The following is a 25,906-nucleotide window of genomic DNA, read 5'->3' as shown; positions in this document are numbered from 1 at the left end:
TACCCGAGCCCGGCCCTTCAACCGCGGTGCCGCTCCCCGCATGTTCCCGTGCGGACGCCGCCGCGGGTCAGCCGGTCCTCTCCCGGACGAGCGCGCCGAGGTTCATGCGGGCCATGCCGCGCAGGCCGGGGCGCTGCGCCAGGTGGGCGACCACGAGCACGGCGAGCGCCGACCAGGCGAACGTGGCGGGCCGGATCTCGGTGTGGAAGGACATCAGGTCGCTGTTGAACGCGCCGAGGAACGCGCCGGTGGCGATCCTCCCGATGATCAGGCCGGGGACGGCGCCCGCCGTCACGACGAGGAGGTTCTCGGCGGTGACGAGGCGGGCCAGGCGCCGACGGCCGACGCCGGAGGCGCGCAGCGTGGCCAGTTCCGTGCCGCGTTCGGCGAGGTTCACCGACAGGGTCGCGAACAGGACGGTGAAGGCCAGCAGCCCGCCGAAGGCGAGCATGACCGCGACGAACACGTAGAACAGGTTCATGTACTCGTCCATGGTCTTCTCGAGCGCCTGGGAGTCGGTGTAGGCGACGACGCCGGGACGGGCCGACAGGGCGCGCTCGGCGGCGGCGCGGTCGGCGCCCGGGTCGAACCGGACGAGCACCGAGTCGGGCCGGGCGGACGGCGCCCACTTGGCGACCTGGCCGAGCGTCGCGTAGGCGTAGGTGCCGAGCGGCTCGTCCACGAAGCCGGCGACGGTCGTGGTGACGGTCCGGCCTCCGGCGAGGCGCAACCCGATGCGGTCGCCGGCGTCCACGCCGAGCCGGTCGCGCAGCGCCGCGCCGATCAGCGCGCCGCCGACCGGCAGGGACCGCTCGCCGCCGCCGGGGGTGAGGAACCGGTGCATCCGCGTGCCGGCGGGCAGCCCGACGACGGTGGTGGCGTAGCCCCGGTCGCCGGCGGTGATCGTGACGGGCAGGTGCGCGGACGGTTCGGCGGCCCGCACGCCCTGGGTGCCCGAGATCGCGGCCAGGGCGGCGGCGTCGAGGGGGCGGCCGAGAGCGAGTTCGGCGTCCTGGCGCTGGATCTGGTCGAACTGCCGGGACACGGTCGCCTGCGAGGAGTCGAGCATCCCCCACGACACGAGGATGAGCACGAGCGCCAGGACCACGCCGGCCATGGTGTAGAGGGTGCGGCGGAACTGGCGGGCGGGGCCGCGCAGCACCAGCCACGCCCCGGCGGGCAGCCGCCCCGCGGCGGGCACGGACCGCTCCAGGCGGGCGAGCAGGCCCGCTCCCCCGGTGGACGGGACGCTTCCGCGCATCGCCTCGGCGGGCGGGACGCGGGCCGCCGACACCGCGGGCGCCAGCGCCGCGAGGGCGCCCGCGACCAGCCCGAACAGCAGCCCGAAGAGCATGGTGGTGGCGCGGACGGTCACCGTCGTCTCGGGCAGCCCGATGGCGTCGCCGTACAGGCGGGTGACCGACCCGGCCAGCGCGAGCCCGGCGGCGACGCCGAGGAGCGCCCCGGCGAACCCGACGGCGACGCCGGTGGCCAGGTAGTGCGCCACGACCGTGCGGCGGCGGAACCCGCTGGCGCGCAGCGTCCCGATGATGACGCGGTCGCGCGCCACGCGGCGGGTCAGCACGACGTAGACGGCCACGCCGGCGGCGGCGAGGAACAGCAGCGGGAACATCACGGCCAGCTGGGAGAACCCCTTGATGTCCTGCGCGAGGGTGGCGTTGCTGGGCTGCTCGGCGCGGGTGATCGCGGCGCCCGCGCCGTGTTCCCGGGCGGCGGCGGTGAGGGCCGCGTCCAGGCGCGCGGCGTGGTCGCGTCCGGCGGCGGTGTAGTGGACGGCCACCTCGTTGGGCGTGTCCGTGCCGGCGATCCGGCGGGCGAGCGGCTCGGGGACGTACAGGACGCCGAACGACCCGGGCGCGGGCAGGATGTCCTGCCGGCTGGGTGCGGGCCAGAGGTACTCGGGCGAGGACGCGGTGCCGCGCACGCCGAGGGTCCGCCAGGCCCGCCCGTCCCACACCGACACGTTCGCGCCCGGTTCCAGGCCGGCGTCCTCGGCGAGGTGCTTGTCGGCGAGGACGCCGGACGGCGCGGCGGGGTCCAGGTACCGGCCCCGCAGCACCTCGACCTTGTTCACGTCCGGCTGCGATCCGGCGGGGAACCCGACGACGCGGCCGACGAAGGTGTTCCCGCCGGGCGTCCGCATCGGCACGTCGGCGACGGTGCGGGCGGCGACGGCCTCGACGCCGGGCCGGGACCGGGCCTGCGCGGCGATCGCGGCGGTGTCGCCGCCCGACAGCGTCAGGTCCGCGAACCGGTACTTTGCGAACAGGTCCTGGTATCCGGAGTCCAGGTTCTTGTAGGCGTCGTAGGACGCGCCGAACAGCGCGACGCCGAGCATCACCAGCACCACGACCGACACCAGCTGGGCGGGGCGGCGGCGCAGGTCGCGGCGCAGTTTGACGTTGAGGGTGCTCACCAGGACACCTCGTCGGCGGTGGCGGGCTCCGCGGTGGTGGTCACCTCCACGACGCGGCCGGAGCGCATCCGCACGACGCGGTGCGCGATGGCGGCGATCGCGGCGTTGTGGGTGACGACCAGGACCGTGCGGCCCTGCCGGTTGAGGTCCTGCAGGACGCGCAGGACGCCGCGTCCGGTCTCCAGGTCCAGCGCGCCGGTCGGCTCGTCGCACAGGAGCAGCCGGGGCTCCTTGGCGATCGCGCGGGCGATCGCGACGCGCTGCTGCTCGCCTCCCGACAGCTGCGCCGGGAAGTGGCCGCCGCGGTCGGCGAGCCCGACGGCCTCCAGCGCGGCGGCGGACCGCTCCCGGTCGCCGCGGCCGGTGAGCTCGGCGACGAGCCGGACGTTCTCCAGCGCGGTCAGCGACGGGACGAGGTTGAAGAACTGGAACACGAAGCCGACGGTGTCGCGCCGGTAGGCGGTGCGGGCGTCCTCGTCCAGGCCGGAGATGTCGCGGCCGCCCGCGACGACGTCCCCGGCGGTGGCGGGCTCGATCCCCCCGACGAGGTTGAGCAGGGTCGTCTTGCCGGATCCGGACGGGCCGAGCAGCACGACGAACTCGCCGCGCCGCACCTCCAGGTCCACCTCGCGCAGCGCGCGCACCTCGGCGTGGCCGGCGCCGTAGGTCTTGCCGGCACCGCGCAGCAGCACGGCCGGAGCGCCGGCACGGGCCTCGTCGTCCTCCCGGACGGTCGCCCGCCCGCGGTCATGACGCGTCATCGTCGTCTCCTTCATCCGCGTGGTCCCCGGGCGCACCGGGCGCGCCGGGCGCGCGCAGGAGTGCGAGCAGCCCGGTCATCGGCGCGGTCATATCGGTCCCGGGATCGATCAGCACGTGCAGCAGCAGCCCGTCGACCAGGGCGGCGAGCACCACGGCGAGGCCCGCGGGGTCGGCGTCGGCGCGCAGCAGCCCGGCCGCGCGGTTCTCGGCGAGGCGAGTCGACAGCAGTTCCCGGAACATCCGGATCTGCCGAACGCTCTCCTCGCGCAGCTCGTCGTCGCGCAGGCCGTGCATCAGCGCCTCCACCAGCACGCGCTGCCCGGCGGAGCCGGGGCCGCGGTCGATGAGGACGCGGACCGCGTCGGCGACGCCGTCCAGCACGTCCGGCTTCTGGAGGATCGCCTCGACGGGGCCCGCGAGCTCCAGCTCCACGGCGTGCATCACCGCGGCCCGCCGGAGCGCGTCCACCGAGCCGAAGTAGTAGTGCACGAGCGCGTTGTTGGCCCGCGCCCGCTCCGCCACGACACGCGAGGTCACGCCGGACCAGCCGCTCTCGGCCATCACCGCGACGGCCGCCTCCAGCAGCCGGATCCGCGTCGGAACCCCGTCGTCCGCCATGCCCGTCCCCCGCTCATTGGTCAACCGCTTTAAGCGACTGCTTAATCGGAGCGTACGCCCGATCTTTGCACCATGCAACGGTCGGGATGTGAGACGGACCCCGAAAAGGCGGAACGTCCCCGCGCCTGGCCTGTTCGGCGGCGCGGGGACGTTCCGGGCGGTGCGGGTTAAGCGTCGCGGCGTTTGAGGAGGAACGCGGCAAGGGCGAGGAGCGCGAACGTCCAGAGGGCGAACACGCCGTACCCCTGCCAGGGCGTCAGCAGGTCGTCCTCGCCCTGCTGGGCCTTGGTGATCAGGTAGCCGGCCTCCGAGGGCAGGTAGGAGTAGACGTAGTCGCCGATCTTGCCGGGCAGCAGCATGGCGAGGGGCGCCAGCACGAGCACGAACCCGATCACGCCGGTGATGGCGCCGGCGGTGTGCCGCACGATCGCGCCGATGGCCAGGGCGAACAGCCCGAGCATCGCCAGGTAGAGGCCGCCGCCGACGACGGCGCGCAGCACGCCGTCGCCGCCGAGCGACACCTCCATCTTGTCGCCGATGAGGGCCGCGCCGATGAAGAACGACGTGAACGACACCGCGAGGCCGACGACGAGGACGACCGCGGCGAACACCAGGGCCTTGGCCCACAGCATCGGCAGCCGCCGCGGCACCGCCAGCAGGCTGGCGCGGATCATGCCGGTGGAGTACTCCGAGGCGATCACCAGGACGCCGAGGACGCAGACGGTCAGCTGGCCGAGGAAGAACCCGCTGCCGAGGATGAAGCTGACCGGGTCCGCGGCGACCGACGCGTGGTCGGCGGCGGTCATGTTGTCCCACTGCGCCATGGTCAGGCCCACCAGCAGGGTGGTGAACCCCAGGCTGACGAGGACGAGCAGCATCAGCGTCCACAGTGTGGAGCGGACCGTGCGGATCTTCGTCCATTCGGCGAGCAGGAGCCGTCCGAAGCCGGGCCGCGGGTGCGCGGCGGGGCCGCCGGCGGGCTGCGCGGCGGGCTCGGTGGCGGCGGCGGTCATCGGGTCTCCCCCTTCTCGGCGGGACCGGCGGCGAGATCGGCGCCGGGCGGGATCGCGCCGGGGGCGGCCCCGCCGGCGGCGCCGTACTCGACGCTCTCGCGGGTCAGTTCCATGAACGCGGCCTCCAGTGAGCCGCGGATCGGGGTGAGCTCGTGCAGGACGGCTCCCTCGGCGGCGGCGAGTTCCCCGACGCGGGGCGCCTCCATGTTGGTGACGGTGAGCAGGGAGTCGCCGTCGGGCCGCACCTTGGCGCCCTCGGCGGCGAGGACGCCGGCGAGCCGCCCGGCGTCGGGGCTGCGGACGGTCACCATCTTCTCGGTGCTGCGCTCGACGAACTCCTCGGTGGAGCAGTCGGCGATGAGCCTGCCGCGCCCGATGACGATGAGGTGCTCGGCGGTGACGGCCATCTCGTTCATGAGGTGGCTGGAGACGAACACTGTCCGCCCCTCGGACGCGAGCCGCTGCATGAGGGTGCGGATCCAGACGATGCCCTCGGGGTCGAGGCCGTTGACGGGCTCGTCCAGGATCAGCACCGACGGGTCGCCGAGGAGCGCGGCGGCGATGCCGAGCCGCTGCCCCATGCCCAGCGAGAAGCCGCCGGCGCGCTTGCGGGCGACGCCGGTGAGGCCGACGAGCTCGACGACCTCGTCGACGCGCTTCTTGCCGATGCCCTGCGTCTGGGCGAGGGCCAGCAGGTGGTTGTGGGCGCTGCGGCCGGTGTGGACGGCCTTGGCCTCCAGCAGGGCGCCGACGGAGCGCAGCGGGGCGGGCAGGTCGCGGTAGTGGACGCCGTGGATGCGGGCGTCGCCGCGGTCCGGCCGGTCGAGGCCGAGCAGCAGCCGCATGGTGGTCGACTTCCCGGCGCCGTTCGGGCCGAGGAACCCGGTCACCCGTCCGGGGGCGACGGTGAAGGAAAGATCGTCCACGGCGGTCTTGTCGCCGTAGCGTTTGGTGAGGTTCTCCGCCTCGATCATGCACACATCCTGGCTGTTTCACTGATGAAAACCGTGATCGGGATCACGGTAGCGTCCCGGGCACCGGGGGCGGTTCCTCCCTGGGGTGGATCCGCCTCCGACTTTCGCAGGGGTGCGGTGGTCCTGTCGAACGGGGTTGCCCGGGTCAGGACGCGGGAACCATGCCCGCGGCCCCCGGTAGGGTCGGGATCATGTCGCCTCCCACGTCCGCGCCCGCGCACGCGTCCGGTGAGTTCACCGTCGCCGGCCGGTCCGTCCACCGCCTCGGGTACGGCGCGATGCGCCTGACCGGCCCGGGCGTGTGGGGGCCGCCGCGCGACCGGGCGGAGGCGGTGCGGGTGCTGCGCCGCGCCGTCCACCTGGGGGTGGACTTCATCGACACCGCCGACTCCTACGGCCCGTTCCACAGCGAGGAGATCATCCGGGAGGCGCTGCACCCCTATCCGGACGGCCTGCTGATCGCGACCAAGGCGGGTTTCGTGCGGACGGGCCCGAACCGGTGGCACACGCTGGGCCGTCCCGCCTATCTGCGCCAGCAGGTGGAGATGAGCCTGCGGCGCCTGGGCGTGGAGCGGATCGGGCTGTTCCAGCTGCACCGTATCGACCCGGAGGTGCCGCTCGCCGACCAGATCGGCGAGCTGGCGGCGCTGCGCGACGAGGGCAAGATCGCCTCGATCGGGCTGTCGGAGGTGAGCGTGCGGGAGATCGAGGACGCCCGCCGCACGGCGGAGATCGTCACGGTGCAGAACCGGTACAACCTGACCGACCGCGGGTCCGAGGACGTCCTGGAGCACTGCGAGGCGCAGGGCATCGGGTTCATCCCGTGGTTCCCGATCGCGGCGGGCCGGCTGGCCGGGCCGGGCGGGCCGGTGGAGGAGATCGCCCGCGCCGCCGGCGTCACGCCGGCGCAGGTGAGCCTGGCGTGGCTGCTGGCGCGCTCCCCGGTGATGCTGCCGATCCCCGGCACGTCCAGCGTGGCGCATCTGGAGGAGAACGTCGCCGCCGCGGGCGCCGCCCTCGGCGGCGAGCAGATCGCCGCGCTGAACGCCCTCGCCTCCTGACGCCGCGTCTCCGGAGACGCGCGGGCGCCCTCCCGCCGCGGCGGGAGGGCGCCGTCCGGCGGTGCGGTCAGGCCGCGGCGACGCCGTCGGCGGCGTTGACGTCCTTGTGGAAGCGCTTGTGGACGTACAGGCGCTCGCCGAGCGTCTCGCAGCGCCACCACAGGCCGCTCGGCGGCCCGATGCGGGTGTTGCGCGGCAGCTCGCGCAGGACCTCGTTGACCGGCGTCATGCGCAGCCGCCCGGACCGGCACACGAGGATGCGCCGGTCGGTGACGACGACGACCCGGTAGGCGTTGCTGAAGATGATGATCCAGTAGGACAGCAGGGCGAAGTACTGGCTGGTGGTCTGGGCGCCGAACACCGCCTGGACGTTCTCGCCTTCTTGGAGGACGTGGGCCGCGTTGGCGCGCATCTTGTCGCGGATGGCCACGGTCGGGACCTTTCTCGTGAATCACGTGGGCGCCACGGTGCTCGCTCGTCCCACGGCCCTCAATGGTGATCGGGCGCACCGATTGTGACACCGATCACCACCGGTTGTGACGATTTCCCGACTTTGGGGCACCTCTGCCCGCCTCGCCGGTTATTGACCATTTGCCAATAACTGGGCGAGGATGGCCGCGCAGGATCCGACCCGCCGGGAGGCCCCGTGCCCGCCACACCGCAGATGCCCGCACCGGAACGCCTCGCCGACCGGCTCGCCGACCGCGACGTGCTGCGCGCCATCGCCGCCGAGCCGCTCATCGGCCTCGGCGCCGGCCGCGCCCTGCTGATGCAGCTCGCGCACCCGCGGGTGGCCCGCGGCGTCGCCGAGCACAGCGACTTCGCCGACCGTCCCCTCGCCCGGCTGTTCGGCACGCTGGACTTCCTGCTGATCGTCACCTACGGGACGCCGGACGAGGTCGCGCGGATCGCCGCGAAGGTCCGCGGCATCCACACCACCGTCCGCGGCGACGGCTACACCGGCAACGACCCCGACCTGCAGATGTGGGTGAACGCGACCCTCATCGACTCGGCCCTGCACGTCTACGAGCACGTCATGCGGCCCGGCGACGACGAGCCCGACCTGGCCGGGGAGTACTACCGCCAGTCCCGCGTCGTGGCCGAGGTCCTCGGCTGCCCGCTGGAGTCGCAGCCCGCCGACCTGGCCGCGTTCCGCGCCTACATGGACGAGACGCTCGCCGGGCTGGAGGTGACCGACACCGCCCGCGAGGTCGCCGCCGCCGTCCTGTGGCCCCGCAAGCTGCGCCCGCTGGCCCCCGCCATGGCCGTGTTCCGCCTGCTCACCGCTGCGCTGCTGCCCGAGACGCTGCGCGAGCAGTACGGGCTGCCGTGGACCCACAACCGCCGCCGCGTCTCAGACCTGCTGCTGCGCACGGCCACCGACCTGCACCACCTGACGCCCGGCCCGCTGCGGCGCCCGCCCCAGCCGCTCCTGGTCAAACTGGCGAGCCACCGCGTCAACCGGACGCTGTCGGCCCGCCGCTCCCGCAGCCGCGTCCACGCCTGACCCATCGCCCCGGAGGTCCGCCGATGCTGGGCGTCTACGCCGACCTGCCCTGGTCGTACGCGGCCGGGGCGGGCATCGCGCTTGCCGCGGCGCACCAGCTCGGCGGCGCCGGTCCCGAGCCGCGTCCCGCCCGCGGCGTGACCGGCCGGTACTTCATGCTCGCGATGACCTACAGCGTCGTCGTGTTCGTCCCGGCGAGCCTGCTGGTGGCGCACGCCCACCCGCAGTGGGCGACGCTGCACCACCGCGACGACGTCCCCCTGTGGCCGCTGGCGGCGGCGGAGATCGCGCTCACCGCCGCGGGCTTCCTGGCGGCCCGGTTCCTGCTGGCGGCGGGACGGTCCCGGTGGGCGGCCTGCCAGGTCCTCTTCGCGTGCCTGGTGATGTGCCTGGCCGTCGTCCACGGCCCCGGCGGCGACGGGTGGAAGAGGTTCCTGTCGGCCGACCCCGCCGCGTTCGCGGACTTCCCGGCGTTCGTCCGCGCCGGCGACGCGGCGGCGATCGCCGGGCACGCCGCCGTCTTCCTCACCTCCGGCCTCGCGGTCACCCTCTACGTCACCGGCGCGGTCACCCTCGGCGCGCTCGGGCTGATCATGGGCGTGCTGCACCAGTTCGGGCTGACCGACGCCGCCGCCGACGGCCCCGGCCCGCTGCGCGCCGGCCTCGCCGCGGCCGTCACCGGCGCCGGCATCGCCGCCGTCGCCGCGCTGATCTCGCTGCTGGTGCACGGCATCGGGTGGGTCGCGCTCGCCGCCGTCGTGCCCGTCCTGTGGGCGGCGGTCGCCGCCCGCGGCGCCTTCGCCTCCCTCGTCATCGCCGACCTGGCGCTGCCCGCCGATCACCCCACCGACGAGTAGGCGACGACGCCGCGGCGCATGGCGTCCATGGCGCGGCGGGCGGTCTTGCGGATGTGGCTGTTCGGCGGGGCGGCGTCGGCGACCTGGCCGAGCAGGTCCAGGAGCTGCTTGACGGCGCGGACGAAGTCGCCCGCGGTCAGGTCGCTTTCGAGGAGGACCTCGTCGAGGTCGTCGCCCTTGGCCCACCGGTACGCCGTCCACGCGAAACCCAGGTCGGGCTCGCGGAGGAACGAGACCCGGTTGTCGTGCTCGACGGCCTCCAGCACGCCCCACAGCCGCACCATGGCCGCGAGGGCGTCCTGCGCGGGGCCCGCGGGCGTGCGAGGCGGCGCGGCGTCGTCGGGCTGCCGCGACTCGTACACCAGCGCGGACACGCACGCGGCCAGCTCGGCGTGGCCGAGCTTCTCCCACAGGCCCTCGCGGAGGCTCTCGGCGGTCAGCAGGTCCAGCTCGTTGTAGATGCGGCCGAGGCGGCGGCCCTCCGCGGTGACCGAGTCGCCCTCCAGGTACCCGAGCTGCTGCAGGACGGCACAGACCCGGTCGAACGTCCGCGCGATGACCTGGGAGCGGCCCTCGACGCGGCGGCGCAGCTGCTCGGTCTCGCGGTCCAGGCGGTGGTACCGCTCGGCCCACCGGGCGTGCTCCTCCCGCTGGTCGCAGCCGTGCACCGGGTGGCGGCGCAGGTCGGCGCGCAGCCGGGTGATCTCGGCGTCGTCGGCGGCGGCGGAGTCGGCCCGGGACCGCTTGCCGGCCCGCACGTCGTCGGGGACCTTGGTGCGCAGCGTGGACGCCAGGTCGCGGCGGTCCTGCGGGTTGCGGGGGCTGAACGATTTGGGGATCTTGACCCGCTCGACGGGTTCGACGGCGCGGGGGAAGTCCTGGATCGACAGCCGCTGCACCGACCGGTTCACCGTCAGCACGAGCGGCGCGGGCCCGTCGGAGCGGCGCCCGACACCGGGGTCCAGGACGACGGCGAGGCCGGAGCGCCGCCCCGACGGCACGATGATCACGTCCCCGGGCCGCAGATGCTCCAGCGACTTCGCGGCCTCGGCGCGGCGGGCGCCGGCCCGCTCCCGCGACAGCTCGGCCTCGCGGTCCGACAGCCGCCGCCGCATCGCCGCGTACTCCATGAAGTCGCCGAGGTGGCACTCGGCGGCCTTGGCGTACCCGGCGAGGGCCTCCTCGTTCTTGTGCACCTGCCGGGCCAGGCCGACGACGGCGCGGTCGGCCTGGAACTGCGCGAACGACTCCTCCAGCAGCGTGCGGGCGCGTTCGATGCCGACGGCGCCGACGAGGTTGACGGCCATGTTGTACGACGGCCGGAAGCTGGAGTTCAGCGGGTAGGTGCGGGTGCCGGCGAGGCCCGCCACCGACGCCGGCTCCACGCTCGGCCCCCACACCACGACGGCGTGGCCCTCCACGTCGATGCCGCGGCGCCCGGCGCGGCCCGTCAGCTGCGTGTACTCGCCGGGGGTGAGGTCGACGTGCGCCTCGCCGTTCCACTTGTCGAGCTTCTCGATCACGACGGTGCGGGCGGGCATGTTGATGCCGAGCGCGAGCGTCTCCGTCGCGAACACCGCCTTGATCACCCCGCGGGTGAACAGCTCCTCGACGATCTCCTTGAACGTCGGCAGCATCCCGGCGTGGTGGGCGGCGACGCCGCGTTCGAGGGCGGCGAGGAAGTCGCCGTACCCGAGGATCCGCAGGTCCTCCGCGGCGATGTCGGCGGTGCGCAGCTCGGCGTGCGCGCGGATCTCCTCGGCCTCCTCCTTGGAGGTGAGCCGGATCCCGGCGTGCAGGCACTGCAGGACGGCGGCGTCGCAGCCGGCGCGGCTGAAGATGAACGTGATCGCCGGGAGCAGCCCGGCGCGTTCAAGCCGCTCGATCACGTCGGGCCGCGCCGGGGGCCGGAACCGCTGCGGCCGGGCCGTGCGGCGGCGCCCGGTGCGCCGCCCCTGGTTGACCTTGGCGCGCCGGACCTCCTCCACCGCCATGCGGGTGAGCTGCGGGTTCAGCCGGGCCTGCCGGTCCCCGCCCTTGCCGGTGTCGACGAACAGGTCGTACAGGCGGGTGCCGACCAGCATGTGCTGGAACAGCGGGACGGGACGGTGCTCGTCGACGATCACCGAGGTGTCCCCGCGGACCTCCTGCAGCCATTCGCCGAACTCCTCGGCGTTGCTGACCGTCGCCGACAGCGCCGCGATCCGCACCGACTCGGGAACGTGGATGATCACTTCTTCCCAGACGGCGCCGCGGAACCGGTCGGCGAGGTAATGCACCTCGTCCATCACCACGAACGCCAGCCCGGCGAGGGTGTGCGACCCCGCGTACAGCATGTTGCGCAGGACCTCGGTCGTCATCACGACGATCGGCGCCTCGCCGTTGACGCTGTTGTCGCCGGTGAGCAGCCCCACCTTCTCGGGCCCGTAGCGTTTGACGAGGTCGGCGTACTTCTGGTTCGACAGCGCCTTGATCGGCGTGGTGTAGAAGCACTTGGTGCCGCCGGTGAGGGCGAGGTGCACGGCGAACTCCCCCACCACCGTCTTTCCCGATCCGGTGGGCGCGGCGACCAGGACGCCGCTGCCGTCCTCCAGCGCCCGGCACGCCTCGATCTGGAACGGGTCCAGCTCGAAGTCGTACAGGGTGCGGAAGTCCAGCAGGGCCGGGCCGCTGCCCGCGGTGCGCTCGCGGTAGGCGGCGTACCGCTGGGCCGGAGTCTGTCCGGCCGACGTCGTGTCGGGGGAGGTCATGCCTTCGAGCCTACGGTTTCGAGCGGCCCGATTCCCAATCAGTTCCCCGCGGCCGGCCGGACGGCGCGCACGCTCAGCCGGTCCGGCCGCCCTTCTCCAGCTCCGCGTCGATCTTGTCCAGGTCCAGCGGGGACGCCTCGTCGTCGGCCAGCCCCTCGTACGGGTCGGGTTCGCGGGCCTTGCGGCGGTCGTGCACGAACGCGATCAGTTCGGCGACCTCGAACAGCACGATCGTCGGCAGCGCCAGCGCCAGCATCGTGAACGGGTCCTGGCTGGGGGTGGCGATCGCGGCGAACACGAACACCCCGAAGATCAGCATCCGCCGCGACTTGCGGATCCGCTCGTGGGTGAGGACCCCGACGAGGTTCAGCATCACCACGAACAGCGGCAGCTCGAACGTCAGCCCGAAGATGAACAGCATCGCCTGGGCGTAGCCGAGATAGTCCTGGACGCCGACCAGGACGGTCGTGTCGCCCGGCGCGAGCCCGATGAAGATCTGCAGGCCCTTGTCCATCGTCAGGTACGCCAGCGCGGCGCCGAGGCCGAACAGCGGCACCGCCGCCGCCAGGAACGTGTACGTCCAGCGGCGCTCCTTGTTGTACAGGCCCGGCGCGACGAACGCCCAGATCTGGTACAGCCACACCGGCGACGACAGCACCGCCCCGACCATCAGCGAGACCTTCAGCCGGACGAAGAACCCGTCGAAGATCCCGTGCACGACCAGGTCGCACTTGCCCTCCAGGCAGTGCTCGGCCGGGATGCGCGTGTACGGCTGCTTGAGGAAGTCCCAGATCGGCTCGAAAAGGATCCACCCGACGATCGCGCCGAGCACGAGGCCCAGGATCGCCTTGATCAGCCGGTTGCGCAGCTCACGGAGATGCTCCAAGAGGGGCATGCGACCGTCGGGGGCGGTGTCGCTCCTGCTCAGCTTCATCGTCGGCATTCAGGCTCGGGGGCGGGCGGCGGTCGCTGGCGGGCGCGGTCAGCCGCCCTTGTGGACCCGGCCGGGGTCCGACACCGGCACGCCCTGGATCGGCTCGCCGGCCGCGAGCTCGCCGCGGGGACGCTGGGCGTCACCGGCCGCGTCGTCCCGCGGGGCGTCCTGCCCGGCCTGCGCGGACCCGGAGGCCTTGGCGGCCCTGCCGTCCGTCTCGCCGTCATCGTCGTCGTGCAGGCCCTTGGTCTCCGCCTTCAGGATCCGCGCCGACTTGCCCAGCGACCGCGCGAGCGTCGGGAGCTTCGCCGATCCGAACAGCAGCAGGACGACTGCCAGGATGATCAGAATCTCGGTGGTGCCAAGTCCAGCCATGACATTCCTCTTCAGCAGGGGAGGCGCTCAGGACGATCGTACGCCGTCTTCGGGTGATTGTGACGTACGCGATTCCTCCATCCGGGAGACTTCATCGCGCAGCACCGACTGTTTCGGTTCCAGCCGCCGCCTGGTCCTCTCCAGCTCACGCCCGAACCGCCGCACGCCCAGCCACACCTTGAACGCGCACCAGGCGAGCACGGCCAGGCCGAGGAAGCCCAGCGACACCGACACCGCAACCCACGCCACACCGCCACGGTAGCCGATCGGCTCACGCCATGCCGTAGCGGGCCAGTGCCCGCACCGCGTCCTCCCGGATCCCCGACGCCAGCCGCGCGGGCGCCACGACCCGCCCCTGGTCGCCGAGCCGCAGCGCCAGGCCCCGCACCCACCGGGTGTCGGGCGTGCGCAGCACCACCCGCAGCCGCCCCTCCCCCAGCTCCTCGACGCTCTCGCACGGGTAGTAGTCGGCGACCCACCGGCCCCGCGGCGTCAGCTCCAGCGTCACCGCCTCGTCCTGCGGCGACGGGCGGAACAGGCCCGCGTCCACGTCGATCGGCTCGGCGTCGTCCGGCACGCTCGCGGGCACGTCCAGCACCGCCAGGTCGGCGATCCGGTCCAGCTTGAACAGCCGCACCGCCTCCGCCCGCCGGCACCACCCCTCCAGATACGTGTTGCCCTCCACGACCAGCAGCCGCATCGGGTCCACGTCGCGTTCGGTGTTCTCGTCCCGCGCCGGGACGTAGTACGTCAGGTGCACGCGGCGGCCCCGCGCGATCGCGTCCCGCAGCGTGCCGAGGCCGCTGCGCCCGGGGTCGGCGGACCCGCCGTACGCGTCGACCTCCACCGCGACCTGGCTGGACACCGCCGCCGCCGCGCCCGCCGCGCTCTCCAGCTTGGCGATCACCCGGCTGAGCGCGTCCCGGTCGTCCAGGCCCGGGATGCCCGCCAGCATCCGCAGCGCCACCAGCAGCGCCGACGCCTCGTCCACCTTCAGCCGCAGCGGCCGCGCGATCGACTCCGCCTCCGCCACCGTGATCTCCCCGCCCTCGTAGGACAGGTCGATCGGGCAGTACGGATCGGGCGCCCGCAGCTCCACGCACCACAGCAGGTTCAGGTCGTCGATCAGCTGCTTCTCCGTCACCCCGAACGCGGCGGCCGCCTCCCCCAGCGCCACCGAATCGCGGTTCACCACGTACGGGACCAGAGCCAGCAGCCGCCCCAGCCGGTCCGTCGACGTCGTCGCCGGGCCCTTCGCGACGCCCCTGCCGGTCGCCTTCGCGGTCACCGCCCGTTCACCGTCCCGTCCATCTCGGCCGCCCCCTGCTGCGCCGCCAGCACCGACTTCAGATGCTGGATCACCGCCTCCCGCAGGTCGGGCGGATCCAGCACCACCACGTCGCCCGCGAACCGCGCCAGATACGGCGCGAACCGGTCCGCGTCACGGAACGTCAGCGTCGCCTCGTCCCACTCCCCGTCACCGGGCCCGTCCTGCGCGGGCCGCACGTCCCTGGCCCACCGCCGCGGCCCCTGCGCCGCACCCGCCCGCAGCAGCACCGACGCCGGGCGCGGCTCGCTCACCGGCTCGCCCCAGTCGAACGCGATGCGCCGCACGTCCACCCCGTCCGGGACGGTCACCGACCCGGCCGGCCCGTCCGCCGCCACGTCCCCGACGATCCGGCTCAGCCGGAACACCCGCTGCTCGTCGCGGTCCCGGTCGAAGCCCACCGCGTACCAGCGGCCCCGCCGGCTCACCACGCCCCACGGCTCCAGATGCCGCCGCGCCACCGACGTCCGCCCGATCCCCTGGTAGTCGAACGCGACCGGCCGCCCGTCCCGCACCGCCTCCCACAGCGCCGGGAACGCCGGATCCTGGGTGTCGACGCGCGGCTCGATGCCCACCGCCGCCGGCGCGTCGGTCTCCACCCCCGCCGCCCGCAGCTTCAAAAGCGCCCCGGAGGCCGCCTCCGCCATGCTGGCCCGCTGCCACACCCGCGCCGCCAGCCCCAGCACCGCCGCCTCGTCCGGCGTCAGATGGATCTCGGGAAGCTCGTAGGCCTGCGGCGGGATCCGGTACCCGATCTCCTCGCCGCCGCCGCCCTGCTGGTCGCTGCCCACCTCCAGCGGGACGCCCAGCTCGCGCAGCTCCTCCTTGTCCCGCTCGAACATCCGCTTGAACGCCTCGTCGGAGTCCGGATAGCCGGGCACCGCACGGCGGATCTGCTCGGCCGTCAGATAGCGCCGGGTGGCGAGCAGGCAGACCACCAGATTGAGCAGGCGCTCGGTCTTGCGCCGCGACACTTCGTCACCACCTCTCCGCTTCATCGGCCCCTGAACCGCGCTCGGCGGGTCCGTCCGGCCACGGCCGCGTCCCGCCGTTCAGGACGCTACCGTTTCCCGGTGTGATCCGATGGCGCAAAGGCACAGTTGAGGACATCCGCCGCGAATGGCCCGGGGCGGTCGAGCTGAACGTCTCGATCGGGGGCGACGGCACGCACCGCGCCCTGGCCTACCCCGCCCTCGTGGGACGTCCCGAACCCGGCGACACCGTCCTGCTCAACACTACGGCCTTGGCGATGGGCCTCGGCACCGGCGGCTACGCCATGGTCGTCGCCGTCCCCGACCGGCTCCCGCCCGACCCGGCCGGCCCCGGCCACCTCGTCAAGGCCCGCTACACGCCCCTCCAGGCCACCGTCCTCGGCGCCGACGAGCAGGACTCCCCCCACCACGACGTCCTCCGCGACGCCGACTCACTCGACGGCATGCCCGTCGTCGTCGCCGACCTGCACTCCGCACTCCCGCCGATCCTCGCCGCGCTCCTGGCCGAGCGGCCCTCCGCCCGCGTCGTGTACGTCATGCCGGACGGAGGGGCGCTGCCCGCCTGGTTCTCCATGTCCATCGCCCGCCTCAAGGACGCCGGCGTCCTCGCCGCCACCGTCACCGCCGGGCAGGCCTTCGGCGGCGACCTCGAAGCCGTCACCGTCCACACCGGCCTCCTCGCCGCCCGCCTCATCCTGGGCGCCGACGCCGCCGTCCTCGCCCAGGGCCCCGGGAACCTCGGGACGGGCACCCGGTGGGGCTTCTCGGGCGTCACGGCCGGGGAGGCCGTCAACGCCGCGTCCGTCCTCGGCGGCCGGCCCGTCGGATCCCTGCGCGTCAGCGAAGGCGACCGGCGCGAACGCCACATCGGCGTCTCCCACCACTCGCTCACCGCCTACGGCCGCGTCGCCCTCGCCGCCGCCGACATCCCCGTCCCCGAACTCGGCGGCCCCTTCGGCGCCCGCGTCGCCGCCGCCGCCGCGCCCCTCGGCGACCGCCACCGCCTCGTCCCCGTCCCCGTCGACGGCCTCCGCGAGATCCTCGGCGCCGCCGAGAAGGACTGGGGCGTGCGGCTGTCCACCATGGGCCGCCGCCTCGACGAGGACCTCCCCTACTTCCTCACCGCCGCCGCCGCGGGCCGCCACACCGCAGCCCTCCTCGGCTGACGCCTCAGACGGCCGCGGGCTCCCCCGCGCCCGCGGCCTCCCCGGCCGTGTAGGCCGAGGCGAACGTGAAGGCGCTCGGGGACGGGCCCTCCTCGCGGAGCAGCGCCAGGCGCTCCAGGCCCTCCTCGACGGTCGGGATGTACCCGGCCGGGACCCACCACAGGACGGCGTGCGCGTCCACATGCCGCCGGAACCACTCCCGGCGGCGCCGCATCGTCTCCAGGTGCGCGCTGCGGTAGACGAAGTCCCACAGCGCCTCGGACGACTCCCACACCGAGAAATTGATGATCACGTCCTCGCCGGCGGGACGCATCCCGGTGGCGTCGGGCTCGCCCTCCTCCGTCAGCCGCCACACGAACCCGGGGGCCGCATCGGCGAGCGCGTTGACGGGTTCGAGCATCGCGACGAAGTCCGCCATCCGCGGATCGTCCAGCGGGAAGTTGAGCGCGGCGACGTTGAACTGGGCGAGATGGTGCGCGCGGGCACGTCCGTGTTCGGTCATGGGCTTCACCCCACCACGCCCCCCGCTTCTATGTCAACGCTCATTGTTTTTAGAGATTTCGGCCACCGTGCAACACCAGCCCGGCCGCGGATCCATCCGCACACTGACCTGCGAAGACCCCTCCACGAGCCCCTCCAGGAGCGCCAGATTCATCCCGCACACCAGCGGCGGAAACGCCTCGGCCACCACATCGAACGGGCAATTGCGCATCCGCAGGACCTCACCGCCCTCATCCGGAACGGGGTCATAACCGCGGGCGGACAACACCTCCGCCAACTCCCCCAGATCTCCGCAGGGCCCGCCCGGCCCCCGCAGCGCCCGGCCGCGCCGCCGCGCCGCGTCCCGCACCTCCGCGTCCAGCCCCGCCGCCTCCGCCGCCTCCGCCAGCAGCCCCGCAGCCGTCCGGTAGTCACGCGCCGGCACCGACACGGCCCGCTCCCCCGCCGACCGCCGGTACACCTTCGCCGGACGCCCCGCACCCGGCCCCGAACGCCCCGTCAGCCGCCTGCTCCCCGCCTCCAGCAGCCCCGCGTCCACCAGCTTGTCCAGGTGAAACGCCGCCAGCGTCCGCGCGACCCCCGCCGCCTCCGCCGCCTCGTTCCGCCCCACCTCGCGGCCCCGGCCCGCCACGAACTCGTACAGCCGCCGCCGCACCGGATCCTGCAGCAACGCGATCGCGTCGATGTCCTCCACCCCGCCATTCTAAGAACAACGAGGACTCCGCTTAGAAGCGGACTCCGCCCAGGAGAGGACTCAGCTCAGCGGGGGCGCCGCTCAGGGGAGGAGTCCGCTCAGGAGAGCGCGGACGTCACCGTCAGTGCGCGCCCAGCAGATCCACCACGAACACCAGCGTGTCGCTCCCCTTGATCCCGAACTGCGCCAGGCCCTTCTCCCCGTACCCCAGCGACGGAGGCACCACCAGCAGCACGCGGCTCCCCACCCGCTGCCCGACCAGACCCTGGTCCCAGCCCTTCATCACCTGGCCCGTCCCGATCGTCACCGCCGCCGGATGCCCCTCCGACCACGACGAGTTGAACGCCTTCCCGTCACGCCAGAAATACCCCGCGTACTGCAACGCCAGCAGCTGACCCTTCTTCACCGCCGGGCCGCCGCCCCGCACCAGCGTCCGCACCTGCAGCCTCTTCGGCGCCGCCGCCCGCGGCACCGTCACCCGAGGCACCTGCCCCGCCGACGCGTCCGCCACCTTCGGCAGCCCCGGATCATCCAGCGGCGCCTGCCTGTCCCCACGCGGCCCCGCCGTCCGCGCATACACCGCACGCACGTCCAGCACGTACACCAGCGTGTCGTCCCCGCCCACCTGATGCTTCGGGTCGCCCTTCTCCCCGAAACCGTCCTCCGGCGGAATCCGCGCCACCACACGCGACCCCGGACGCGCCCCCTCCAACGCCTTCGTCAGCCCCGGCACCAGCTGACCCGTCGGAAACGCACCCGGCTGCCCCTTCGAATAACTGCTCGCCAGCAGCTTCCGCTCGGACTTGCTCCACCGGTAACCCACATAGTCGGCCACCACCAGATCACCCTTGCGGGCCGCCGCGCCCTCCCCCTCCTTGACGGTCTCCACCGCCAGAGAGTCGCCCGGCTCACCCTCCGGGAACTCCACCTCCGGCAACTTCCCGAAATCCCCGCGCACCGTGACGTCCAAACCGCCACCGGAACACGCGGACAACACCAACGGCGCTGCGAACACGGCGACCACGGGCAACAACCGGACACGACGACGCATACGGGGGTCCTTCGAGGGGTGGTGAGCGCTACTGCGCGCTCACCCTACCGCCCAGGTGACCGGCCGGTAGCCCCCGGCGCACGCGTGTCGCACCCGCCCCTACATACCGGCGATCAGCTTGTCCACCCGCTCGTCCACCGACCGGAACGGGTCCTTGCACAACACCGTCCGCTGCGCCTGATCATTCAACTTCAGATGCACCCAGTCCACCGTGAAATCACGCCGCTTCTCCTGCGCCTTCCGGATGAACTCACCCCGCAGCCGCGCCCGCGTCGTCTGCGGCGGAACCGACTTCGCCTCGAAGATGTCCAGATCCCGCGTCACCCGGTCCACCGCACCCCGCTTCTCCAGCAGGTAGTACAGCCCCCGCTCACGATGCACGTCGTGATACGTCAGATCCAGCTGCGCCACACGCGGCGACGACAACGGCAGATCGTACTTCCGCCGATACCGCTCGATCAGCTGGTACTTCGCCACCCAGTCGATCTCCCGCGCCACCAGATCCAGCTCGCCCGTCTCCACCGCCCGCAGCGTCCGCTCCCACAGCTCCAGCACCCGCTTCGCCGTCGCGTCCCCGCCGCGCGCGTCCACGAAATCGCGCGCCTTCCCGTAATACTCCTTCTGAATCTCCAGCGAACTCGCCTCCCGGCCGTTCGCCAGCCGCACCTTCCGCCGCCCCGTCATGTCATGACTGACCTCACGGATCGCCCGGATCGGATTCTCCAGCGTCAGATCGCGCATCACCACGCCCGCCTCGATCATCCGCAACACCAGATCCGTCGCGCCCACCTTCAGCAGCATCGTCGTCTCACTCATGTTCGAGTCCCCGACGATCACATGCAGCCGCCGGAACCGCTCCGCATCCGCATGCGGCTCATCCCGCGTATTGATGATCGGACGCGAACGCGTCGTCGCCGACGACACACCCTCCCAAATGTGCTCCGCCCGCTGCGACACGCAATACACCGCCCCACGCGGCGTCTGCAGCACCTTCCCCGCACCGCAGATGATCTGCCGCGTCACCAGATACGGAATCAGCACATCCGCCAGCCGGCCGAACTCCCCATGCCGCCCCACCAGATAATTCTCATGGCAGCCGTACGAGTTCCCCGCCGAATCCGTGTTGTTCTTGAACAGATAAATGTCGCCGGCGATGCCCTCCTCGCGGAGCCGCCGCTCGGCGTCCACCAGCAGACCCTCCAGGATCCGCTCACCCGCCTTGTCATGCGTCACCAGATCCACGACGCTGTCGCACTCCGGCGTCGCGTACTCCGGGTGACTCCCCACGTCCAGGTAGAGCCGCGCCCCATTACGCAGGAACACGTTGCTGCTACGACCCCACGACACCACCCTCCGGAACAGATAGCGCGCCACCTCGTCCGGTGACAACCGCCGCTGCCCCCGGAAGGTACAGGTGACGCCGTACTCGTTCTCAAGCCCGAAGATGCGCCTGTCCACACCATGACCCTATGCGGCCGAGCCCCGACTTGGCAGTCTCTCCAGCCCACCGTTTCCCCCGGACCCACGCCCGCCGCACACGCGACAGGCCCGCCACGGCAAGGGCGGCCACCGCCACCCCGCCACGACGGGCCCGTACCCGGCCGGGACCCCGCCAACAGGCGACGCCCCGACCTGCCGATCAGTCCTCGTCCCCCCCGGCGTCCTCCGCCGGCTTCGCAGGCTTCGACGGCTTCGACGCCGGCCCCGAACCGGTGTCCGCACCCGACCCGGCGTCGGCCCCGGCGTCCTCCCCGCCCGAAGACCCCCCGGACGCGCCCTCGTCCGCCGCCGACAGCAGATCACCGATCCGCGCCGCCGCCAGCCGCTTGAACAGCCGGTGCTCACGATTGCGATCCAGCACCGCGACCTCCAGCGACGTCGCCTCCAGATGCCGGTCCGAATCCTGCGCCTCCAGCGCCCGCACCGCCGTCCGCAACGCGCCCGCCAGCGACGAACCCTCCCGGTAGCCGTCCTTCAACGACTCCGCCACCGCGTCCGCCTGCCCGCCCATCGCCACATAACCGTGCTCGTCCGCCACCGAACCGTCGAACGTCAGCCGGTAGATCTGATCCGTCTCCGCGTCATCGCCCACCTCCGCGACGACCAGCTCCACCTCGTACGGCTTGTTCGTCTCCGTGAAGATCGTCCCCAGCGACTGCGCGTACACGTTCGCCAGACCCCGCGCCGTCACGTCCCGGCGGTCGTACTGATACCCGTTGATGTCCGCGTACCGCACCCCGCCCAGCCGCAGATTCTCGAACTCGTTGTACTTCCCCACCGCCGCGAACGCGATCCGGTCATAGATCTCACTGATCTTGTGCAGCGCCCGCGACGGATTGTCCGCCACGAACAGGATGCCGTCGTCATACTGCAGCACCACGACACTACGGCCACGCGCGATCCCTTTACGCGCATAGTCCGCCTTGTCCTTCATCTGCTGTTCGGGCGAAACGTAGAACGGCATGGACACCGGTCAGGATCCCTTCTATCGCAGCGGGGCGGTAGGCCCGCCCGGCGAGTCGTAACGTCCATCGACGACGGCCTGCGCCAACGCGCCCACCTCGTCCTCGCCCAGCCGGCGATACCCCTCCGACGTCACCGACGCCACCACCGGAAAGATCCGGCGCGTCAGATCGGGCCCACCCGTCGCCGAATCGTCATCGGCCGCGTCGTACAGCGCCTGCACGCACACCAGCCCCGCGTCCTCCGCCGACAACTCCGGCCGGTACAGCTTCTTCAACGCACCCCGCGCGAACACCGACCCCGAGCCGACCGAGTAGAAGTCCCGCTCCTCATACCGGCCGCCCGCCGGGTCATAGGAGAAGATCCGCCCCTCGTCCCGCTCCTCGTCATAGCCCGCGAACAGCGGCACCACCGCCAGCCCCTGCATCGCCATCGCCAGGTTCTGCCGCACCATCGTCGCCAGCCGGTTCGCCTTGCCCTCCACCGACAGCGTCCGGCCCTCACGCTTCTCGTAATGCTCCAGCTCCACCTGGAACAACCGCACCATCTCGATGCCGATCCCCGCCGTCCCCGCGATCGCGATCGCCGAGAACTCATCCGCCCGGAACACCTTCTCGATGTCCCGCTGCGCGATCACATTCCCCGCCGTCGCCCGCCGGTCCCCCGCCATCACCACCCCGCCGGGGAAACTCACCGCCACGATCGTCGTCCCGTGCGGGATCTCATCCCCCACCCGCGACGCCGGCGGCGTCCGCCTGCCCGGCAGCGACTCCGGCGAGTACGACCCCAGGAACTCCGTGAACGACGACATGTCCGGGCTCGCGAACAACCCCGGCAGACGCCCGGTGTGCGATTCGTGGGACGCCACGCGACTCCCTTCCCTTCGACCATGGCGCCGGCTCCTCACAACCCCACCGGCGCGGACGACTACGACCCTACTGTTCAAGGTCGCCCACGCGCATGCCGCATGATCCCCCGCCGAGTCCGCCCACGGCGAACCCCGGCCGCGATCACCGACGTCACTCCACCCAGACCGGCCCCACCCGAAGGATGCCGAGCTCCGGATTCGCCTTGCGATGCCGCCCGTCCGCCTCCCAATGCGCCGTCCAGCCGCCCGGCGGCACCTTCGCAGGGTCCATGTCCGGGACGGTGAACGAAAGGCGCGCACCGCCATCAGGGGTCGGGACGGTCTTGACCAGGCCGCCCGTCAGGTAGTCCGCCGCACGACGGAGCGCGACCGGATCGTCGCGAAGCTGCCCCATGCCGCTGTTGCAGCCCGTGCATGCGATACCGCGCACCGCACCTGTCGCATGGTCATGGTCGACGTGCTTCGCCGGAAAGTCGGAGCAGACGGCGCAGAGGCCGACCTGCATTTTCAGCAGCCAGTCGGCGTCCTCATCGTTGATCCCGTACTTCTGCCGAAGGTGGTAGTGCCGCGCCGATCCCAGCGAGTCCGACCTCGTCCGCCAGCCCGGGTCCGAACGCACCCGCTCCGGCCCGCCCAAGACCCGGGCACCGATTTCGCGCTCCAGCCACCGCGCTTGCGAACCCTCCAGCTCCAGGTACTCCGCCGCGAGCCGCAGTCGCTCCGGGTCGTCCTCGAACTGGCCGAGACCGCCGTTGCACTTGAAGCACAGGACGCGGCGGACGAGCCCGGTCATATGGTCGTGGTCGACGTGCTTCGGCTCGGCGCGGAGGCAGATGACGCAGATGCCGCCCTGCTCGGCGATCATCTGCCGGACCTGGTCCTCGGTGACGCCGTAGCGCAGCTTCAGGAGGTAGTTTCGAACGCTCCCGTGGTTGCGCTCCCTGCTCTCGTTCTTGATCAGGTTGTGGCACGGCCGGCAGTAACCGGTGATCCCGGATTCCTCGGAACGGTTACGGCCGAACTCGTCGACAGGCTTTACCTTCTCGCACCTTGGGCAGTACTTCATTCCCTCAGGAACTTGACGCCGCCTCTGATAGGCCTTGACCTGCTTGCCCAACCTTGCCTGCTTCTGTCGATATGAGCGGCTATTGCGCAGACCGAAGCAAGCCTTGCAGTAGTACGCCAGTCCATCCTTGGACGCCTTGAGCTTCCAGAAGTCTGTGGTCGGCTTGCTTTCGCCACAGTCCGGACATTTTTTCGAAGACATGGGCGAGACCATACCGGTCTCGCCCATGTCTTTGGGACCTCTTCGGATTTCTATTCAGAGTCGGAGCATTCCTCTTGTTGGCGATTCCGACATGTCCGGTTTAAGGTGATTATTCCCCACCTTTTTGGACAAATCCGCGGACGAAATCTTCCGCGTTTTCTTCCAATACTTCGTCGATTTCGTCGAGAATCGAATCGACGTCGTCGGTGAGCTTTTCCTGGCGCTCCTGCACGTCCTCGGTGGTCGTGGCCTCGGTCTCCTCGACCTCTTCCGTGCGCCGGGGGGTCTGCTTCTGACCGCCGGTGTCCTTCGTGGCCATCTCGTACCTCCGCTCTGCCGGTCCTTCCGACCCTATCTCCGATCTTCAACGGCTAGCGGATCTTGGAAACCCGTTTCGCCGTCTCCACCCCGGGGGCCGGGGGACTTGCTCGGGTTATCGCCCGTTGACCCGCCACTGAAACAGGCATACCGGTCACGAAACCGAGATGTCGCCTGTTGGTGCAGGTCAGCCGGGCGATAAGGGCGTCGATAGTCACACTATCCAATGGGCGCGCGAATGAGCCCGGACGGCGCTCGTGCGTCGTCCGGGCTCAGACGGGCGTGTGTCAGCTCTGGCCGGTCAGGGTGGCCACGAGGTCGGCCGCCGTCCGGCAGCGGTCCAGGAGCGGCCCTACGTGCTGCTTGGTGCCGCGCAGGGGCTCCAGGGTGGGGACGCGCTGGAGCGACTCGCGGCCCGGCACGTCGAAGATGACCGAGTCCCAGGAGGCCGCCGCGACGGAGTCGGCGTACTGGCGCAGGCAGCGGCCGCGGAAGTAGGCGCGGGTGTCCTCCGGCGGATCGTCGATGGCGGCGTCCACGACGGATTCGGTGACGAGGCGCTCGATGCGGCCGCGGTCCACGAGCCGGTTGTAGAGGCCCTTGTCGGGGCGGATGTCAGCGTACTGCAGGTCTATGAGCTGCAGGCGGGAGTGGGACCAGTCGAGGTTGTCGCGGGTGCGGTAGCCCTCCAGGAGGGCGAGTTTGGCGACCCAGTCGAGTTCGCGGGAGAGCTGCATGGGGTCGTCGCCGAGGCGGTGGAGGACCGATTCCCAGCGGTCGAGGACGTCGGTGGTCATTTCGTCGACGTCGGAGCCGAAGCGGTCCTCGACGTACTTGCGGGACTGCTCGAGGTACTCCATCTGGAGCTGGACGGCGGTCATCTTGCGGCCGTCGCGGAGGGTGAGCAGGTGCTTGCAGGACGGGTCGTGGGAGACGGCGCGGAGTGCGGCGACGGGCATGTCGACGGACAGGTCGACGGTGAGGAAGCCGTCTTCGATCATGGCGAGGACGAGGGAGGTGGTGCCGAGCTTGAGGTAGGTGGACAGCTCGGCCATGTTGGCGTCGCCGATGATGACGTGGAGGCGGCGGTATTTCTCGGGGTCGGCGTGGGGCTCGTCGCGGGTGTTGATGATGGGGCGCTTGAGGGTGGTCTCGAGGCCTACTTCGACTTCGAAGAAGTCGGCGCGCTGGCTGATCTGGAAGCCGTCGCCTCGGCCGTCGACGCCGATGCCGACGCGGCCGGCGCCGCAGACGACCTGGCGGGAGACGAAGAAGGGGGTGAGGTGGCGGACGATGTCGGCGAAGGGTGTTTCGCGGCGCATGAGGTAGTTCTCATGGCAGCCGTAGGAGGCGCCCTTGTTGTCGGTGTTGTTCTTGTAGAGCTGGATGGGGTGGGTGCCGGGGACCATGGCGGCGCGCTGTGCGGCGTCGGCCATGACCCGTTCTCCGGCCTTGTCCCAGATGACGGCGTCGCGGGGGTTGGTGCATTCGGGTGCGGAGTACTCGGGGTGGGCGTGGTCGACGTAGAGGCGTGCGCCGTTGGTGAGGATGACGTTGGCGAGGCCGAGGTCTTCGTCGGTGAGCTGGGTGGGGTCGGCGACTTCGCGGGCGAGGTCGAATCCCCGGGCGTCGCGGAGTGGGTTCTCCTCTTCGAAGTCCCAGCGCGCTCTGCGGGCTCGTGCCGCAGAGGCCGCGAGGTAGGCGTTGACGACCTGGGAGGAGGTCACCATCGCGTTGGCCCCTGGCTGCCCGGGTACGGAGATGCCGTACTCGGTCTCGATGCCCATCACCCGCCGAACACTCATATCGTCGAGCCTATCGGGGTGTGGGGGGTGGAGCCATGGGGCCGGGTGTTCGCGGGGGGTGTGGCGGGGCGTGCGGACGCGGCGGCCTCCCGTCTGGGCAACGCCCCGCTCGGCCTCGTCGCGCTCGCCGTCGGCCTGTGGGTGATCCGCGAGTCGCGGGACGAGG

25 protein-coding genes are annotated in these 25,906 nt (G+C 71.9%); 4 read left to right on the top strand and 21 right to left on the bottom strand.

Going from position 1 to position 25,906, the window contains the following annotated elements; genetic code table 11:
- Nucleotides 1–67: 67 nt before the first annotated feature.
- The 5 genes from AB0C35_RS38085 to AB0C35_RS38065 all read right to left on the bottom strand — a co-directional run bounded on the left by AB0C35_RS38085 (nucleotide 68) and on the right by AB0C35_RS38065 (nucleotide 5,804).
- A complete protein-coding gene (locus AB0C35_RS38085; protein ID WP_358466965.1) occupies nucleotides 68–2,437 on the bottom strand; it encodes an FtsX-like permease family protein in 2,370 nt (789 codons plus the stop codon).
- A complete protein-coding gene (locus tag AB0C35_RS38080) occupies nucleotides 2,434–3,198 on the bottom strand; it encodes an ABC transporter ATP-binding protein (protein ID WP_358466963.1) in 765 nt (254 codons plus the stop codon). Before AB0C35_RS38080 ends, AB0C35_RS38085 begins: the two co-directional genes overlap by 4 nt.
- On the bottom strand, nucleotides 3,185–3,841 hold the full coding sequence (locus AB0C35_RS38075) for a TetR/AcrR family transcriptional regulator (RefSeq protein ID WP_358466961.1): 657 nt from the start codon (nucleotides 3,839–3,841) through the stop codon (nucleotides 3,185–3,187). The genes AB0C35_RS38080 and AB0C35_RS38075 overlap by 14 nt, the downstream gene beginning before the upstream one ends.
- Nucleotides 3,842–3,984: 143 nt before the next feature.
- Nucleotides 3,985–4,830 (bottom strand): ABC transporter permease subunit, encoded by an 846-nt coding sequence (locus AB0C35_RS38070; RefSeq protein WP_358466959.1) that lies wholly within the window; start codon nucleotides 4,828–4,830, stop codon nucleotides 3,985–3,987.
- Nucleotides 4,827–5,804 (bottom strand): ATP-binding cassette domain-containing protein, encoded by a 978-nt coding sequence (locus AB0C35_RS38065; protein WP_358466957.1) that lies wholly within the window; start codon nucleotides 5,802–5,804, stop codon nucleotides 4,827–4,829. The genes AB0C35_RS38070 and AB0C35_RS38065 overlap by 4 nt, the downstream gene beginning before the upstream one ends.
- A 191-nt stretch (nucleotides 5,805–5,995) precedes the next feature.
- Between AB0C35_RS38065 and AB0C35_RS38060 the strand changes: the two genes are divergently transcribed.
- Complete coding sequence (locus AB0C35_RS38060) at nucleotides 5,996–6,865, top strand: aldo/keto reductase (protein WP_358466955.1); 870 nt, start codon at nucleotides 5,996–5,998, stop codon at nucleotides 6,863–6,865.
- Between the two features lie 67 nt (nucleotides 6,866–6,932).
- Here AB0C35_RS38060 and AB0C35_RS38055 read toward each other — a convergent pair whose 3' ends face one another.
- Nucleotides 6,933–7,295: a hypothetical protein gene (locus tag AB0C35_RS38055; RefSeq protein ID WP_358466953.1), complete on the bottom strand. Its 363-nt coding sequence runs from the start codon at nucleotides 7,293–7,295 to the stop codon at nucleotides 6,933–6,935.
- A gap of 216 nt (nucleotides 7,296–7,511) precedes the next feature.
- On the opposite strand from AB0C35_RS38055, the gene AB0C35_RS38050 reads away from it, so the two are divergent.
- The gene (locus tag AB0C35_RS38050) at nucleotides 7,512–8,372 is read left to right on the top strand and encodes an oxygenase MpaB family protein (RefSeq protein WP_358466951.1); all 861 of its coding nucleotides are present in this window, start codon (nucleotides 7,512–7,514) and stop codon (nucleotides 8,370–8,372) included.
- Between the two features lie 23 nt (nucleotides 8,373–8,395).
- Nucleotides 8,396–9,229, top strand: a complete 834-nt coding sequence (locus tag AB0C35_RS38045; RefSeq protein ID WP_358466949.1) for a hypothetical protein — start codon at nucleotides 8,396–8,398, stop codon at nucleotides 9,227–9,229.
- On the opposite strand, the gene AB0C35_RS38040 is transcribed toward AB0C35_RS38045, so the two are convergent.
- From AB0C35_RS38040 to AB0C35_RS38015, 6 genes are all read right to left on the bottom strand, one after another.
- Nucleotides 9,211–11,979, bottom strand: coding sequence for a DEAD/DEAH box helicase (locus tag AB0C35_RS38040; RefSeq protein WP_358466947.1), 2,769 nt, complete (start codon nucleotides 11,977–11,979; stop codon nucleotides 9,211–9,213). The two genes, AB0C35_RS38045 and AB0C35_RS38040, sit on opposite strands and share 19 nt — an antisense overlap.
- Nucleotides 11,980–12,052: 73 nt before the next feature.
- Nucleotides 12,053–12,913, bottom strand: coding sequence for a twin-arginine translocase subunit TatC (gene tatC, locus AB0C35_RS38035; protein WP_358466945.1), 861 nt, complete (start codon nucleotides 12,911–12,913; stop codon nucleotides 12,053–12,055).
- A 48-nt stretch (nucleotides 12,914–12,961) separates the two neighbouring features.
- On the bottom strand, nucleotides 12,962–13,288 hold the full coding sequence (gene tatA, locus AB0C35_RS38030) for a Sec-independent protein translocase subunit TatA (protein WP_358466943.1): 327 nt from the start codon (nucleotides 13,286–13,288) through the stop codon (nucleotides 12,962–12,964).
- A gap of 27 nt (nucleotides 13,289–13,315) precedes the next feature.
- On the bottom strand, nucleotides 13,316–13,537 hold the full coding sequence (locus tag AB0C35_RS38025; protein WP_358466941.1) for a hypothetical protein: 222 nt from the start codon (nucleotides 13,535–13,537) through the stop codon (nucleotides 13,316–13,318).
- A gap of 22 nt (nucleotides 13,538–13,559) precedes the next feature.
- Nucleotides 13,560–14,576, bottom strand: coding sequence for a WYL domain-containing protein (locus AB0C35_RS38020; protein WP_358466939.1), 1,017 nt, complete (start codon nucleotides 14,574–14,576; stop codon nucleotides 13,560–13,562).
- The gene (locus tag AB0C35_RS38015; RefSeq protein WP_358466937.1) at nucleotides 14,573–15,589 is read right to left on the bottom strand and encodes a WYL domain-containing protein; all 1,017 of its coding nucleotides are present in this window, start codon (nucleotides 15,587–15,589) and stop codon (nucleotides 14,573–14,575) included. The genes AB0C35_RS38020 and AB0C35_RS38015 overlap by 4 nt, the downstream gene beginning before the upstream one ends.
- A gap of 101 nt (nucleotides 15,590–15,690) precedes the next feature.
- On the opposite strand from AB0C35_RS38015, the gene AB0C35_RS38010 reads away from it, so the two are divergent.
- Nucleotides 15,691–16,773, top strand: a complete 1,083-nt coding sequence (locus tag AB0C35_RS38010; RefSeq protein WP_358466935.1) for a DUF3866 family protein — start codon at nucleotides 15,691–15,693, stop codon at nucleotides 16,771–16,773.
- 4 nt (nucleotides 16,774–16,777) lie between these two features.
- Here AB0C35_RS38010 and AB0C35_RS38005 read toward each other — a convergent pair whose 3' ends face one another.
- From AB0C35_RS38005 to dop, 9 genes are all read right to left on the bottom strand, one after another.
- A complete protein-coding gene (locus AB0C35_RS38005) occupies nucleotides 16,778–17,275 on the bottom strand; it encodes a DUF3291 domain-containing protein (protein ID WP_358466933.1) in 498 nt (165 codons plus the stop codon).
- A 33-nt stretch (nucleotides 17,276–17,308) separates the two neighbouring features.
- Nucleotides 17,309–17,968 carry a transcriptional regulator gene (locus tag AB0C35_RS38000; RefSeq protein ID WP_358466931.1) on the bottom strand — a complete coding sequence of 220 codons (660 nt, stop codon included), beginning with the start codon at nucleotides 17,966–17,968 and terminating at the stop codon, nucleotides 17,309–17,311.
- A gap of 121 nt (nucleotides 17,969–18,089) precedes the next feature.
- Nucleotides 18,090–18,896 (bottom strand): FKBP-type peptidyl-prolyl cis-trans isomerase, encoded by an 807-nt coding sequence (locus AB0C35_RS37995; protein ID WP_358466929.1) that lies wholly within the window; start codon nucleotides 18,894–18,896, stop codon nucleotides 18,090–18,092.
- Between the two features lie 222 nt (nucleotides 18,897–19,118).
- Nucleotides 19,119–20,477, bottom strand: a complete 1,359-nt coding sequence (gene pafA, locus AB0C35_RS37990) for a Pup--protein ligase (protein ID WP_358466927.1) — start codon at nucleotides 20,475–20,477, stop codon at nucleotides 19,119–19,121.
- A gap of 181 nt (nucleotides 20,478–20,658) precedes the next feature.
- Nucleotides 20,659–21,483, bottom strand: coding sequence for a proteasome subunit alpha (gene prcA / locus AB0C35_RS37985; RefSeq protein ID WP_358466925.1), 825 nt, complete (start codon nucleotides 21,481–21,483; stop codon nucleotides 20,659–20,661).
- A 21-nt stretch (nucleotides 21,484–21,504) separates the two neighbouring features.
- Nucleotides 21,505–22,293 (bottom strand): proteasome subunit beta, encoded by a 789-nt coding sequence (prcB, locus tag AB0C35_RS37980; RefSeq protein ID WP_358467096.1) that lies wholly within the window; start codon nucleotides 22,291–22,293, stop codon nucleotides 21,505–21,507.
- A 208-nt stretch (nucleotides 22,294–22,501) separates the two neighbouring features.
- Nucleotides 22,502–23,644 carry an endonuclease VII domain-containing protein gene (locus AB0C35_RS37975; protein WP_358466923.1) on the bottom strand — a complete coding sequence of 381 codons (1,143 nt, stop codon included), beginning with the start codon at nucleotides 23,642–23,644 and terminating at the stop codon, nucleotides 22,502–22,504.
- An 82-nt stretch (nucleotides 23,645–23,726) separates the two neighbouring features.
- Nucleotides 23,727–23,936, bottom strand: coding sequence for a ubiquitin-like protein Pup (locus AB0C35_RS37970; protein ID WP_358466921.1), 210 nt, complete (start codon nucleotides 23,934–23,936; stop codon nucleotides 23,727–23,729).
- 286 nt (nucleotides 23,937–24,222) lie between these two features.
- A complete protein-coding gene (gene dop, locus AB0C35_RS37965; RefSeq protein ID WP_358466919.1) occupies nucleotides 24,223–25,740 on the bottom strand; it encodes a depupylase/deamidase Dop in 1,518 nt (505 codons plus the stop codon).
- Nucleotides 25,741–25,906 lie beyond the last annotated feature (166 nt).

The organism is Spirillospora sp. NPDC048819, from assembly GCF_040650055.1.
In the GTDB taxonomy this organism is placed as follows: Bacteria; Actinomycetota; Actinomycetes; order Streptosporangiales; family Streptosporangiaceae; genus Spirillospora.
The sequence above is the reverse complement of the archived record's forward strand: the minus strand, read 5'-3'. Positions and strand labels throughout refer to the sequence as shown.